This is a genomic window from Pseudomonas sp. R3-41 (assembly GCF_054161485.1).
In genome coordinates, this window is sequence record NZ_CP096421.1 from 4,725,024 (window position 1) to 4,737,944 (window position 12,921).

The 12,921-nt window shown below is 60.5% G+C and carries 14 protein-coding genes; 6 read left to right on the top strand and 8 right to left on the bottom strand.

Features of this window, described 5'->3' with window-relative positions:
- Positions 1 to 148: 148 nt before the first annotated feature.
- Positions 149 to 457, bottom strand: a complete 309-nt coding sequence (locus M1D99_RS20260; RefSeq protein ID WP_434571336.1) for a BrnA antitoxin family protein — start codon at positions 455 to 457, stop codon at positions 149 to 151.
- Positions 458 to 743: 286 nt separating this feature from the next.
- On the opposite strand from M1D99_RS20260, the gene dusA reads away from it, so the two are divergent.
- Complete coding sequence (dusA, locus tag M1D99_RS20265) at positions 744 to 1,730, top strand: tRNA dihydrouridine(20/20a) synthase DusA (RefSeq protein WP_458130686.1); 987 nt, start codon at positions 744 to 746, stop codon at positions 1,728 to 1,730.
- 178 nt (positions 1,731 to 1,908) lie between these two features.
- A complete protein-coding gene (gene tal, locus M1D99_RS20270) occupies positions 1,909 to 2,835 on the top strand; it encodes a transaldolase (RefSeq protein ID WP_458130687.1) in 927 nt (308 codons plus the stop codon).
- A 217-nt stretch (positions 2,836 to 3,052) separates the two neighbouring features.
- Here the strand turns inward: tal and rssC are convergent, their stop codons facing one another.
- From rssC to M1D99_RS20285, 3 genes are all read right to left on the bottom strand, one after another.
- Complete coding sequence (gene rssC, locus M1D99_RS20275; protein WP_025212773.1) at positions 3,053 to 3,535, bottom strand: anti-sigma factor antagonist RssC; 483 nt, start codon at positions 3,533 to 3,535, stop codon at positions 3,053 to 3,055.
- A complete protein-coding gene (rssB, locus tag M1D99_RS20280) occupies positions 3,535 to 4,716 on the bottom strand; it encodes a two-component system response regulator RssB (protein WP_053120765.1) in 1,182 nt (393 codons plus the stop codon). The genes rssC and rssB overlap by 1 nt, the downstream gene beginning before the upstream one ends.
- Before the next feature lie 344 nt (positions 4,717 to 5,060).
- Positions 5,061 to 5,750: an MlaA family lipoprotein gene (locus M1D99_RS20285; protein ID WP_186705211.1), complete on the bottom strand. Its 690-nt coding sequence runs from the start codon at positions 5,748 to 5,750 to the stop codon at positions 5,061 to 5,063.
- Positions 5,751 to 5,952: 202 nt separating this feature from the next.
- On the opposite strand from M1D99_RS20285, the gene M1D99_RS20290 reads away from it, so the two are divergent.
- Positions 5,953 to 6,573, top strand: coding sequence for an HAD family phosphatase (locus M1D99_RS20290; protein WP_186705212.1), 621 nt, complete (start codon positions 5,953 to 5,955; stop codon positions 6,571 to 6,573).
- Positions 6,574 to 6,681: 108 nt separating this feature from the next.
- Positions 6,682 to 6,945, top strand: coding sequence for a DUF4404 family protein (locus M1D99_RS20295; RefSeq protein ID WP_186728232.1), 264 nt, complete (start codon positions 6,682 to 6,684; stop codon positions 6,943 to 6,945).
- Between the two features lie 184 nt (positions 6,946 to 7,129).
- On the opposite strand, the gene queF is transcribed toward M1D99_RS20295, so the two are convergent.
- Both queF and copI read right to left on the bottom strand, forming a co-directional pair.
- Entirely contained in the window at positions 7,130 to 7,960 is an 831-nt protein-coding gene (gene queF / locus M1D99_RS20300) for an NADPH-dependent 7-cyano-7-deazaguanine reductase QueF (protein WP_434571342.1), read from the bottom strand.
- Positions 7,961 to 8,021: 61 nt separating this feature from the next.
- On the bottom strand, positions 8,022 to 8,543 hold the full coding sequence (gene copI / locus M1D99_RS20305; protein WP_186705215.1) for a copper-resistant cuproprotein CopI: 522 nt from the start codon (positions 8,541 to 8,543) through the stop codon (positions 8,022 to 8,024).
- A 151-nt stretch (positions 8,544 to 8,694) separates the two neighbouring features.
- Here copI and M1D99_RS20310 point away from each other — a divergent pair, with 151 nt between their 5' ends.
- Positions 8,695 to 9,375 carry a heavy metal response regulator transcription factor gene (locus M1D99_RS20310; protein WP_434571345.1) on the top strand — a complete coding sequence of 227 codons (681 nt, stop codon included), beginning with the start codon at positions 8,695 to 8,697 and terminating at the stop codon, positions 9,373 to 9,375.
- Positions 9,372 to 10,724, top strand: a complete 1,353-nt coding sequence (locus M1D99_RS20315; RefSeq protein WP_434571347.1) for a heavy metal sensor histidine kinase — start codon at positions 9,372 to 9,374, stop codon at positions 10,722 to 10,724. Before M1D99_RS20310 ends, M1D99_RS20315 begins: the two co-directional genes overlap by 4 nt.
- A 202-nt stretch (positions 10,725 to 10,926) precedes the next feature.
- On the opposite strand, the gene M1D99_RS20320 is transcribed toward M1D99_RS20315, so the two are convergent.
- Both M1D99_RS20320 and lolD read right to left on the bottom strand, forming a co-directional pair.
- A complete protein-coding gene (locus M1D99_RS20320) occupies positions 10,927 to 12,171 on the bottom strand; it encodes a lipoprotein-releasing ABC transporter permease subunit (protein WP_186705218.1) in 1,245 nt (414 codons plus the stop codon).
- A gap of 63 nt (positions 12,172 to 12,234) precedes the next feature.
- Positions 12,235 to 12,918, bottom strand: coding sequence for a lipoprotein-releasing ABC transporter ATP-binding protein LolD (gene lolD / locus M1D99_RS20325; protein WP_162843734.1), 684 nt, complete (start codon positions 12,916 to 12,918; stop codon positions 12,235 to 12,237).
- Positions 12,919 to 12,921: the final 3 nt, after the last annotated feature.

The window sequence follows — 12,921 nt, forward strand, 5'->3', positions numbered from 1 at the left end:
CGTAATATTGCCCTCCCACCACGTCCTGCCCTTCCCTGATAGACTGTGCCATCCACCTCGCTTATACCGTTACCGAGGCAAAGCTAATCAGCACGCAGCAAAAAGCCGCCTCATCGGCGGCTAATTTTTTACGAACAGTATTTAGCAACTAAGCCTTCAGTTCTTCTGGTGTATGCGTCTTGAGCCAATCGGCCAAGGCGGCGTTCATCCGTGTTTGCCAGCCCGGGCCAGAAGCTCTGAATCTCTCCAACACATCTGCATCGAAACGAACATTGACGTGCTCCTTAGTGGTTACCGACTTGGGGCGACCACGCTTTGGCTTGAGCATTTCCTTTGCCTGGGCTTTGCCAAACAACTCAACAAGCACCTCGCTGGCTGGTTTGGCCTTGGCAAAGTCTTCGGTCGACCATTCGGGGTTTGCCGTATCGACCCTCTCAGGACTGGGTTTCTTGGTCATAATTCTTGACCTCCCGTTTGTTGGCTTTACGAAAGCTGATGACGTGCAAACGGAAGTCCACGTTCTTCGACGTTGCGAGCGTCTTTGGCTGGGTCATAGGTAATCTGCATGCAATTATCGTAGCCACATTAAATCACCAATACAAGGTGCGCGTTGAAACCTGACCGAGCATGCGCTCTGCCTGGTTGTCATCAAAGATTGAGTGGCTAGGCTTGAGAGCCCGTCAAGTACCCGACAAGCATCCCTGATAAACTGCGGCCATTCGCCCCAATGACTCAGATTCCCAATGTCCCTACAAGCTGCCCCACTGTCCCGCCGCTTCTCCGTCGCCCCGATGATGGACTGGACCGACGCCCACTGTCGCTTCTTCCTACGCATCCTCTCCAAACACGCCCTGCTCTACACCGAAATGGTCACCACCGGCGCTTTACTCAACGGCGACCACGAACGCTTCCTGCGCCACCACTCATCCGAACACCCCCTGGCCCTGCAACTGGGCGGCAGCGTCCCAGCCGACCTCGCCGCCTGCGCCCGCATGGCCCAGGAGCACGGCTACGACGAGGTGAACCTCAACGTCGGCTGCCCCAGCGACCGGGTGCAGAACAACATGATCGGCGCGTGCCTGATGGGTCATCCGGACTTGGTGGCCGATTGTGTGAAGGCCATGCGCGATGCCGTGTCGATTCCGGTGACGGTCAAGCACCGCATCGGGATCAATGGGCGGGACAGTTACGAGCAGTTGTGTGAGTTTGTCGGGACGGTGCGCGAGGCCGGTTGCACGAGTTTTACCGTGCATGCGCGGATTGCGATTCTGGAGGGGTTGTCGCCGAAGGAGAATCGCGACATCCCGCCGCTGCGTTATGACGTGGCCGCGCGGTTGAAGGCGGATTTTCCGGAGTTGGAGATTGTGCTCAACGGCGGAATCAAGACGCTGGAAGCCTGCCACGAGCATTTGCAGACCTTCGACGGCGTGATGCTGGGACGCGAGGCTTATCACAACCCGTATCTGCTGGCCGAAGTGGACCAGCAGTTGTTCGGCAGCACTGCGCCGATCATCTCTCGGGCCGAGGCGCTGGCGCAGTTGCGGCCTTATATCGCCGATCACCTGGCCGCGGGTGGGGCGATGCATCACATCACCCGTCACGTGTTGGGGCTGGGGACCGGGTTCCCGGGGGCGCGGCGGTTTCGGCAGTTGTTGTCGGTGGATATTCACAAAACCAAGGATCCGCTGGGGTTGCTGGATCAGGCGGGGCAGTTGCTGGAGGGGCGTTAACCGTCACTTGCTTTGAACCTGCGGGCGGTTTTGGCATCGTATCTACCGATACCGCCCCGGCCTTTCAAACAACCGTTTTCAGGTTGTTGCCGCTGGGGCCCGTCGATACCTCTTCACGCCCTTGAGTGGCTGCCGGCCCTCGGGTAATGTCAACAGACCCATAGGACAGAGCACGCTCATGACTTCCAAGCTGGAACAACTCAAACAGTTCACTACCGTCGTGGCCGATACTGGCGACTTCGAAGCCATCGCCCGCGTCAAACCCGTCGACGCCACCACCAACCCTTCCCTGCTGCTCAAGGCGTCGGCCATTCATGGCTATGCCGAGCAGCTGAACGCCTGTGTGGCGGACTGCAAAGGCGATGTGGGCCTGGCCAGCGACCGTTTTGCCGTGGCGGTCGGGCAAGAAATCCTGAAAGTGATCCCTGGGCGTATTTCCACTGAGGTGGATGCGCGCCTGTCGTTCGACACCGAGGCCATGTTGAAGCGTGCGCATCGTCTGATCGATCTGTACGAAAAGGCCGGCATTGGCCGCGAGCGTGTGCTGATCAAGATCGCCTCCACCTGGGAAGGCATTCGCGCGGCCGAGCAGCTGGAGCGTGAAGGCATCCAGTGCAACCTGACCCTGCTGTTCTCCTTCGCCCAGGCCGCCGCCTGTGCCGATGCCGGGGTGTTCCTGATTTCGCCGTTCGTGGGCCGTATCTACGATTGGTACAAGAAAGCCAACGGCAACGATTACACCGGCGCGGATGATCCGGGCGTGCAGTCGGTGACGCGTATCTACAACTACTACAAGGCCAATGACTACAAGACCGTGGTCATGGGCGCGAGCTTCCGCAACCTCAACCAGATCGAGCAACTGGCCGGCTGCGACCGCTTGACCGTCAGCCCGGACCTGCTGGAAAAACTCGCCGCCGACGAAGGCAAGCTGGAGCGCAAGCTGGCACCTGGGCAAGCCGGGGAAGCGCGCTTGATCCTCAACGAAGCGCAGTTCCGCTGGTTCTCCAACGAAGACGCCATGGCGACCGAGAAACTGGCTGAAGGCATTCGTCAGTTTGCCCGGGACCAGGAGAAGCTGGAGGCGTTGCTGCAAGCCAAGCTTTGAGCTGATTCAGCAGGCATGCAAAAAGGGCGAACCTGGGTGGGTTCGCCCTTTTTTATGCGGTTTGGCCTAGGGGATGTGGTGGATTGATAAATGCCATCGCGAGCAGGCTCGCTCCCACAGGAGATTGGGGGCAGATCCAAAAGTGTAGTCTATGCAAGACACTGTGGGAGCGAGCCTGCTCGCGAAAGCGTCAGTTCGATCTACACAAGCCCAAGGCTCAGGGACGCTCCAACGCATTCACCAGATCATGAAACGCTTCACGATTGGAGTCGTTCAGCCCCATGAGAATCTTGTGGGCTTCGAGCACCTTGATCCGCACTTCCTCTTCGGACTGGTCCTGGTCAGGCAGGTCGTCCAGGCATTCCGGGCACGGCACAGGGTCGCCCACGATGTTGAACACCTGGTCGAAGCCCATCGATTGCAGCAGACGGGTAATGTCATTGTGGGTGGTGACGACGGTCGGCAGCAGGCCGACCTTTTGCCGCGACAGAATTGACAGCTTGGCCAACAGGCCCAACGTGGTGCTGTCGATGCTGCGGGTTTCGGTCAGGTCGATCACGATGGCGCTGAAATTCAGCGCGGTGAAGATCCGCTCAATAGTCGCATCCAGCGCCGAACACAGGGTCAGGCGCACTTCACCGACAAACTTCAGGACGAAGGTGCCGTCCTGCTCGGCGAACTGGATTCTACCGGTACTCATCAAAGGTTCCTGCTCAACACTAACAGGGCGATATCATCCGGCATCTCCCCGAGCGTGGCTAATCCAAACACTTGGCGCAAGCCTTCCAGGCTGCCGCCCGCTGCACTCACCCGTTCAGGCAAGGCCGCTTCTTTCTCTTTGAGTGTAGGTTCTGTCAAAAGGTCCAAAATGCCATCAGACATCAGCGTCAGGCTGAAGGTCGGCGGCAATTCAAGCACATGGTCTTCGTAGGTGGCCTCGTTGAACAGGCCCACCGGCAAACCACGCCCTTCCAGGTAACGAACACTGTCTGGCGTATACAACACAGGCAAAGGCAGGTGACCGCCGATGCTATAGGTCAACAAACCAGTCTCCTCGTCGATGACTCCACCGACCATTGTGACGTGTTTGCCCAGCTTACAACTGATCAGGCCTCGGTTGATATGCCCAAGGACTTCCGAAGGCTTGAACTCTGGCAAAGTGCCGTTGCGCTTGGACTCGAACAACAGCCGCGTGGTCATGAACTTCAACAGCACCGTCACGAAGGCCGAAGACGCACCATGGCCAGAAACATCCGCCAGGTAGAACGCCACTCGCCGCTCGTCAACGCGAAAATAGTCCACGAAATCGCCCGACAGGTACAACGACGGGATGATCTGGTGGGCAAAGCGGAAATCGTCGACGGTCCAAGGGCTGACCGGCAGCATGTTCATCTGCACTTGGCGACCGGCGTTCTGGTCTTCCTGCAACAGGTTCAGGCTGGCTTCCAGCTCGCGGTTGGCGGTTTCCAGCTTCTCGCGGTAGCGCTGGTTTTCCACCAACAGGCGCGAACGGTCCAAGGCCCGGCGCACCGAATGCTCGAGCACGGCAAGGTCTTCAAGGGGCTTGATCAGGTAATCCGCCGCGCCCAGGCGCAATGCCTCGACCGCGTCGTTCATCACGCCCGCGCCCGACACCACGATCACCGGCGTCTGCGAGGAGATCTCGGTGACTTGGCGAATGAGTTCGAGTCCGCCCATCTGCGGCATGCGCAAGTCGCAGATGACCAGGTCGGGCTTGTCTTGCTCGAATACCTGAAGACCCTGTTGGCCATTGCTGGCCTGCAGGACGCTGAAACCACTGTCTTCCAAGTAGGCTGCGAGACTGGCTCGCACCACTTCGTCATCGTCGATTATCAGCAGCGTGGCACTGGTTTTTGGCATGTGGGCAAACGGCGCCAGAATTAGGTTGGCGTAGCGGGCTGGGCGGTCTGGCCTGGCACGCACTACTGGATTCGCTTTCTAGCCTCTCTGTCGTACCGGTTTCAGGCCATTGCCCTACACACAATTACATCAGAGGTGCCCTTCTAAGGCGCAGACGGTACTCCCATCCGCGGGGCGTTTCAAGCTCATGCAGATAGCCGCTTGCCGTCTTTATTTGTCAAAGCACAGAGAGTTATAAGAACCGAGCGAAGCGTAACTCAATGGAAGGATCAAACCCGCTCAAACCCGCCCCGAAAGCACAGAAGGCGGCCTTATGGGCCGCCTTCGTGGTTTACAGGACGAAATTAAAAGTCGTCTTCGACCTGCCCATCCTTGACCTTGAACTCGCGGTTTTGCAGGTAGGCGTTGCGGATAAAGACATATTTGTCGCCACTCACCATTTTCTCGGCCGACAACAGGCTGGCGCGGGTGTCGACGATGTTCAGGCCCCAGATGGAGTTACGCACCGAAACGTTATCGATATAGCGATACGGGGCGGTGTAGTTATCCACCAGCTTGGCCGGCGCATCTCGCAGGGTGCTTGGCCCCATCAGCGGCAGCATGACATACGGACCACTGCCCACGCCCCAGTAGCCGAGGGTCTGGCCGAAATCTTCGTCGCTGCGCTGCAGGCCCATCTGGGTACCCACGTCAAAGAAGCCCAGCAGGCCGAAGGTGGTGTTGAAGATCAATCGGGCGGTGTCGACCCCGGCAGCGGCCGGCTTGGCCTGCAGCACGTTATTGGCCAAGTTGCCGACGTCACCGATGTTGCGGAACATATTGTGGATGCCGTCTTCGAGGAACTGCGGCGTCACGTATTGATAGCCCTGGGCCAGTGGCTTGAGCGCATAGGTATCGAGGGTGTCGTTGAAGGTGAAGATGGGCCGGTTGACGCTTTCCCAAGGATCTTCTTCCGTAGCGGCCTGGGCGGCGAACGGAACCAGCAGGACGCAGGCGGAAAGACACAGCTGAGCTAGACGATGGCTCCAGCGCATAGGGGAAAACTCCTTGGATTATTCAGGCAAGGGCGCCGAGCCCAGGCGGTAAGCTGGCTAGTATAAGACGGAACGCGAGGATAGGCAGCACCGAAAAAACATGCCGGCCGTAGGATGTTTTCGCTACTGGCGCCCTTCACTTCTCTGTCACCGGACTGTCATCCACGCGCTTTAGGCTGCTGGTTATTTCAAGGACGTTCCCATGCCCCGCACCGAAGCCCTGCCCCTTCCTGCTCCCAGCCTCACCGCTGTACTGTTTGGCCTGAGCGGGTGCCTGGTGGATTTCGGCGCGCGCATTCGTCAGCCAGGGGCAGCGCCGGCGGATCACGCCCAGCCGACACCCGGCGCGTTGGAAAGCCTGCAAAGCTTGCAGCATCTGAACATCCCCTGCGCCTGGCTCGACGAATTGCCCCCCGCCACCAGTCATGGCCTCGCGGCCGCATTGCCTACGTCCATCAAAGCACCGCAACTTCCTGCAACAAATTATCCATGGCCGGCTCCGCACGCCTGCTGGCAAGCCCTGATGGCGTTGAATGTCCAGCAGTTGGACGGCTGCGTGCTGGTCAGCGGCGAACCCCGGTTGTTGCAGTCTGGGCTCAACGCAGGTTTGTGGACCATCGGACTGGCCTCCTGCGGCTCTTTGTGTGGCCTGGCGCCCGCCGAGTGGCAGGCATTGAGCCAACAGGCGCGGGAAGCCAAACGCGCCAAGGCCACCGTGCAGTTGTTCAGCCTGGGGGTGCATTCAGTGATCGATCACTTGGGCGAACTCGAGACTTGCCTGGCCGACATCTGTCTGCGTCGCATTAAAGGCGAGAAGCCCTGACCGGGATCATGCAGGGCGCGTGAGTGTGGATTACTCTTAAGGCAGGCCATGGACTTTTGACACATCGTCGCGGTCCATGGTGTGCCTATCAATAAAGGGAGTACGCCAATGCCTGCCCGCGAATTGCAAGAACAGCTCAATAAACTGCGCGAGCAATTGGACCACAATCCACCGCTGTCCGAAGCCGAGCGCGAAGACCTGCACGCGCTGATGCAACAGATCGAACTTGAGCTTGAGTTGGAAACCAAAACACAGGACACCAACCTCGCCGACAATGTGAACCTGGCCGTCGAACGCTTCGAGCTGGAGCACCCCACCTTGGCCGGGACCTTGCGCAACATCGTACAAACCTTGGGCAACATGGGGATCTGAACCCTTTAAATGCAAAAAGCCCTGCTATCGCTAGCAGGGCTTTTTAATGTCGGCGTTCTGAAACGCAATCCACTGTGGGAGCGGGCTTGCTCCGGGCGGCGATCCGACGAAGGCGGTGTGTCAGCCAAATGGATGTCGACTGATACACCGCCTTCGCGAGCAAGCCCGCTCCCACATTAGCTACTCATTGGCGGACCAGGCGATGGTTCGGCAGTTGAACGGCTTCAGTACTGCGATACGGGTTGATGTCCAGCCCACCACGGCGCACATACCGCGCATACACCGTCAGTTTCTCCGGCTTGAGCAACCGCTGCAGGTCAAGAAAGATTCGCTCCACGCATTGCTCATGGAAATCCGAATGCTGGCGGAAGCTGACGATGTAGGCCAGCAGGCTTGCCGGGTCCAGGGCCGCGCCGCGATATTGCACCGCCACGCTGCCCCAGTCTGGCTGGCTGGTCACCGGGCAGTTGGACTTGAGCAGGTGGCTATGCAGGCTTTCCTCGACGATGCGCGAAGCATCGCAACGCAGCAGTTCCGGGCGCGGATGCGCGTAGGAATCGACGCTGATGTCCAAGTCGTCAATGCACGCACCGGGCAGCGCCACGACGCCTTCGCTTTCCACATCCTTGAGACTGCGAATCCGTACACCCACTGGCTTGCCGGCAGCCGCCGAAAGGTCTTTGCGCAGCGTCGCTTCCAGGCTCGCGGTGTCGGCGAACGGGGTCTGGTTCAACGAATTGAGGTACAGCTTGAAGGATTTGGATTCGATGATATTCGGCGAATCCGCCGGGATCGCGAATTCGCCGATGGCCACCACCGGCTTGCCGGACGGCAGCAGCCACGACAGCTCGAAACAGTTCCAGAAATCCACGCCCTTGTACGGCAGGGTCTCGGCCGTCAGGCCCAGTTCCGCCCATTTCGCGGTGCGCGGGATCGGGAACAGCAGTGACGGCGTGTAGGTGGCGATGTATTCGCTGGATTTGCCCAGCGGCGAATGTTCGGCTGCGGGATGCATGACGGAAACCTGACTGAAGAATCAGCGGATTCTACCAGTCTTTGCCGCCGCCTTTGAGTGCTTACTGACTGACTGTCAGGTCGCCCTTCATCCCGGCCTGGTAGTGGCCGGGAATATTGCAGGCGAATTCCAGGCGCGTGGCCTTGCTGAAGGTCCAAGTCAGCTCGCCGGTCTTGCCCGGCTCCACCAGCACGCTGTTGGGATCATCGTGGCGCATGCTCGCCTGGTCGTGGCCCATGGCGGCGTGATCCATCCCTGGCTTCATCGCGGTCGGCAACAACTGGCCGCTCTGCTGCATCTTGAGCATTTCCTGTTGGTGGTCGGCGTGCATGGCCGCGTTGCCCAGGTTGAATTCGTGGAGCAACTGGCCTTTGTTGACCAGCACGAACCGAACGGTCTCGCCGGCCTTGATATCCAGTGCTCCGGGATCGAACGTCATGTCACCCATCACCACCTCGATGCTGCGACTGGCCTTGGTCGCCGGTGCAGGCTGGCCGAAATCATAATGCCCCGGCGATGCCCACGACGGCGCACTGAGGGCCAGTGCGCAAGCGGCCAGGATCAAGCGTTTTCCCATCAACATGTCCATACTCCAATCAGGTTCGGCGTGTGGGAAACTCTATCGTTGCAGGCCTGCCAATCGGCTTACAGCTCGATTACAACTTTGTCAGGTTGCGCCACGAACCCACCCGCCACGGTATAACGCCCTCGTCCCAACCTGCCTCGAGCCGCCCATGAAATTGCTGATCGTCGAAGACCAAACCAAAACCGGCCAATACTTGCGCCAGGGCCTCGGCGAAGCCGGGTTCACCGCCGACCTGGTGGCCGACGGCATCACTGGCCAGCAACTGGCCTTGAGCGGTGAATACGCCTTGCTGATCCTCGACGTGATGTTGCCCGGCCGTGATGGCTGGCAAATCCTCCAAGCGGTCCGCGGGGCCGGCCTGGATACCCCGGTGCTGTTTCTCACCGCAAGGGATGCGGTGCAGGACCGGGTCCACGGCCTGGAGCTGGGCGCCGATGATTACCTGGTCAAGCCCTTTGCCTTTTCCGAGTTGCTGGCGCGGGTGCGCAGCCTGTTGCGTCGAGGCAATTCGACGCAACAGGAAACCAGCCTGCAACTGGCCGACTTGCGCCTGGACCTGATCCGCCGCCGCGTCGAACGCAGCGGCCGGCGCATCGACCTCACCGCCAAGGAATTCGCCTTGCTGGAAATGCTCCTGCGCCGCCAGGGTGAAGTGCTGCCCAAATCGCTGATCGCCTCCCAGGTCTGGGACATGAATTTCGACAGCGACACCAACGTCATCGAAGTCGCCATCCGGCGCCTGCGCATCAAGATCGATGATGAGTTCCCCAATAAGCTCATCCACACCGTGCGCGGCATGGGCTATGTGCTTGAAGAGCGCAGCCTGTGAGGGGCCGGTGGTCGCTGAGCAGCCGCCTGGCGCTGCTGTTCGCCGCCTGCGCGGCGGTGGTGTCGTTGTTCGCCGGGGTCTTGTTCAGCCGGGGTAGCGAGGCGCACTTCATCGAGCTGGACCAGCAATTGCTCGAAGGCAAGCTGATCGGCCTGCGCCGGGCCCTGCAAGACCTTAACGCCGAGCAGACCCAGAGCCGCCTGGAAGATGAACTGAGTCGTCAGGCCGACCTGGCGCTGCGCATCAAGGGCAGCGATGGCGTGCGTTGGTACGACAGTTCGATCCGGATTCCAGCGCAATTGCCGGAGCGCCCCGGCCTGTCGACCCTCAGCGATGCCGACAACGATTATCGAGTGTTGAATGCGCCGCTGTACCCCGACCGAACCAATTCGCCGCAACTGACCTTGCTGCTGGATATCACTCATCACCAGCATTTCCTGCAGCGCATGCAACGGCTGATCTGGTTGACCGTCGGCCTCTCGGCCCTGGCCACCGCCCTGCTCGGTGCCTGGGCCGCCCGGCGCGCCTTGCGGCCGTTGCGACGCATGGGCGCCATTGCCGGCAATGTCTCGGCCCGCTCCCTCAACGCCCGGCTGCCAGAGGAACAAATGCCCGCCGAACTGGCGGAATTGGCCCACAGCATCAACGCCATGCTCGGACGCCTCGACGACGCGTTTCAACGGCTCTCCGCGTTCTCCGCCGACATCGCCCACGAATTGCGCACACCGCTGTCGAACCTGCTGACCCACACCCAAGTCACCCTCACCCGCGAGCGCTCCCTTGAGGATTACCGCGAGGCGTTGCACAGCAATCTCGAAGAACTGCAATGGATGGCGCAACTGGTCAACGACATGCTGTACCTGGCCAAGGCCGACCACGGCCTGCTGGCGCTCCATCGCGAACCGCTGCAATTGGCCGAGGAAGTGGACATGTTGCTGGATTTCTTCGCGCCCCTGGCCGAAGACGCCAACGTACGCCTGAGTCGCGACGGCGAGAGCCTGATCGAGGGTGATCGCAACATGCTACGTCGAGCCCTTTCCAACCTGCTGGACAACGCCCTGCGCTTCACCCCGGTTGACGGCGAAGTGCGGGTGAGGATGGTCGATGGGGCTCAAGGGGTGAGCGTAAGCGTGGAAAACAGTGGCGAGGGAGTTCCAGCGGATTTACTGCCGCGCCTGTTCGACCGATTCTACCGCGCCGACCCGGCCCGCCAGGAAGGCAGCAGCGAACACGCGGGGCTTGGACTGGCCATCACCCGCTCGATCATCCGCGCCCATGGCGGGCAGATCCGTTGTGAATCGGCCGATGGCTGGACGCGGTTTCTTATCGAACTGCCGAAGGGTAATTAAGGCCGAATCAAGTCCCTGTGGCGAGGGAGCTTGCTCCCGCTGGGCTGCGCAGCAGCCCCAAATGCTGCGCACGCATGCGCGGAACTTCCGTTTTTTTGGGAGCGCTTCGCGCTCCAGCGGGAGCAAGCTCCCTCGCCACAAGAGCAATCGTCACTTGCCAGTGGGCTTGCAGTGAGTCAGCAAATCCACTGTTGCAGGGGCCTCAGGAATACCGCAACGCCTGCGCCGGTTCGATCTTCGCCGCGCGCCACGCCGGGTACACGGTGGCGAGGAAGCTCAGGATGAACCCTGCCGAGCAGATCAGAACAACGTCCCCACGCTGCAGCTCCGACGGCAGGTTGCTGACGAAGTACACATCGGAACTGAAGATGTGCTGGCCACTGACCCGTTCCAGCCAACCCACCAGCGCACTGACGTTCAACGCCGCGATCACGCCCAGCACGCCACCGATCAGCGTGCCGACGACGCCGATCACCGTGCCCTGGACCATGAAGATCGCCATGATCTGCCGCGGCGTGGCGCCAATGGTGCGCAGGATCGCGATGTCCGCGCCCTTGTCGTTCACCACCATGATCAGGGTCGCGATGATGTTGAACGCCGCCACCGCGACGATCATCAGCAACAGCAGGCCAATCATGGTTTTTTCCATTTTCATGGCGCTGAACAGGCTGCCCTGGGTGTGGGTCCAGTCGTCAGACTTGTAACTCGCACCAAGACCGGCGGCGATGTCACCCGAGACCTTCGGCGCCGCGTACAAGTCTTTCACCGCCAGGCGCACGCTTTGCACCTGGTTCGGCTGCCAATGCTGCATCTGCGCGGCATCGGCCAGGTGAATCAGCGCCATGGAGCCGTCCAGCTCCGCACCGACCTTGAACACACCCACGACATTCAAGCGCTGCATCCGCGGGGTAATACCGCCCGGCGCGGTGCTGACTTCCGGCACGATAAGGGTCAGTTTATCGCCCACGTTCAGGCGAAAACGCCGAGCCGTGATCTCACCGATCACGACGCCAAACTCGCCCGGCTTCAAGGCATCGAGACGCCCTTGGACGATATGCTGGGCAACGATGGACACCTTGCCTTCCTGGGCCGGGTCGATGCCGCTGATCTGGATCGGCTGCATCGAACCCTTATGGCTCAGCATCCCTTCCATCTCGGTAAACGGCACGGCCGCCGTGACTGCGGGATTTTTCAGCGCCGCGGCGGCCACCGGCTGCCAATCGTCGATCGGATTGACGCCGACGATAGTGGCGTGGGGCACCATGCCGAGGATGCGCGAGCTCATTTCGCGCTGGAAGCCGTTCATCACCGACAACACCACGATCATCGCCAGCACACCCAGGGCGAGGCCGATCATCGAGGTCATGGAGATGAACGAAACAAAGCGATTGCGGCGCTTGGCGCGGGTATAGCGCGTGCCGATAAAGATCGATAACGGTCTGAACATTCGCGGGGCACCGTATGCAAATAAAAGACCCGGCACTTGCAGCAAGTGCCGGGTTTCGGTCGGTCAGATGGGGGTCAGGCAACCTTCCTGCAAATGCAGGACGCGGTCCATCTGGCGGGCCAGGTTCATGTCGTGGGTCACCACCAGGAACGCCGTGCGCATCGAGGTGCTGAGTTCCAGCATCAAGTCCTGGATGCCTTGGGCGGTGTGGGAGTCGAGGTTGCCGGTCGGCTCGTCGAGCATCACCAAGCCAGGTTTGTTGACCAGGGCCCGGGCAATCGCCACGCGCTGGCGCTCGCCACCGGACAGTTCGGCTGGCTTGTGCTCCAGGCGATGCCCCAACCCTACCCGCTCCAGCAACGCCGTGGCACGCTGACGAGCCTCGGGAATCGCCGTGCGGCCGATCAACAGCGGCATGCAGACGTTTTCCAGCGCGGTGAACTCGGGCAGCAGGTGGTGGAACTGGTAGACAAAGCCCAGGGAACGGTTGCGCAGCAGGCCACGGGCCTTCTCGTTCAACGCCGACAGTTCCTCGCCGGCCAGCCAGACGCTGCCAGCGGTCGGCGTATCCAGCCCGCCCAGCAGGTTGAGCAAGGTACTTTTGCCCGACCCGGAAGTGCCGACAATCGCCACGCGCTCGCCCGGATGCAACTCCAGTTGCAGGCCCGACAACACCACCACCGACTCTGGGCCTTCCTCGTAGGATTTGCCCAGGTTGCGGCAGCTCAAGATTGCTTTTTCACTCATGCC

Excerpts from the sequence above, each read along its gene's own strand:
- M1D99_RS20295 (WP_186728232.1), top strand. The coding sequence starts at position 6,682 with ATGCCTGCCCGCGAATTGCAAGAACAGCTCAATAAACTGCGCGAGCAA.
- dusA (WP_458130686.1), top strand. The coding sequence starts at position 744 with ATGTCCCTACAAGCTGCCCCACTGTCCCGCCGCTTCTCCGTCGCCCCG.
- tal (WP_458130687.1), top strand. The coding sequence starts at position 1,909 with ATGACTTCCAAGCTGGAACAACTCAAACAGTTCACTACCGTCGTGGCC.
- queF (WP_434571342.1), bottom strand. The coding sequence starts at position 7,960 with ATGCATCCCGCAGCCGAACATTCGCCGCTGGGCAAATCCAGCGAATAC.
- M1D99_RS20290 (WP_186705212.1), top strand. The coding sequence starts at position 5,953 with ATGCCCCGCACCGAAGCCCTGCCCCTTCCTGCTCCCAGCCTCACCGCT.
- M1D99_RS20285 (WP_186705211.1), bottom strand. The coding sequence starts at position 5,750 with ATGCGCTGGAGCCATCGTCTAGCTCAGCTGTGTCTTTCCGCCTGCGTC.
- copI (WP_186705215.1), bottom strand. The coding sequence starts at position 8,543 with ATGTTGATGGGAAAACGCTTGATCCTGGCCGCTTGCGCACTGGCCCTC.
- M1D99_RS20260 (WP_434571336.1), bottom strand. The coding sequence starts at position 457 with ATGACCAAGAAACCCAGTCCTGAGAGGGTCGATACGGCAAACCCCGAA.
- rssB (WP_053120765.1), bottom strand. The coding sequence starts at position 4,716 with ATGCCAAAAACCAGTGCCACGCTGCTGATAATCGACGATGACGAAGTG.
- lolD (WP_162843734.1), bottom strand. The coding sequence starts at position 12,918 with ATGAGTGAAAAAGCAATCTTGAGCTGCCGCAACCTGGGCAAATCCTAC.
- rssC (WP_025212773.1), bottom strand. The coding sequence starts at position 3,535 with ATGAGTACCGGTAGAATCCAGTTCGCCGAGCAGGACGGCACCTTCGTC.
- M1D99_RS20320 (WP_186705218.1), bottom strand. The coding sequence starts at position 12,171 with ATGTTCAGACCGTTATCGATCTTTATCGGCACGCGCTATACCCGCGCC.
- M1D99_RS20310 (WP_434571345.1), top strand. The coding sequence starts at position 8,695 with ATGAAATTGCTGATCGTCGAAGACCAAACCAAAACCGGCCAATACTTG.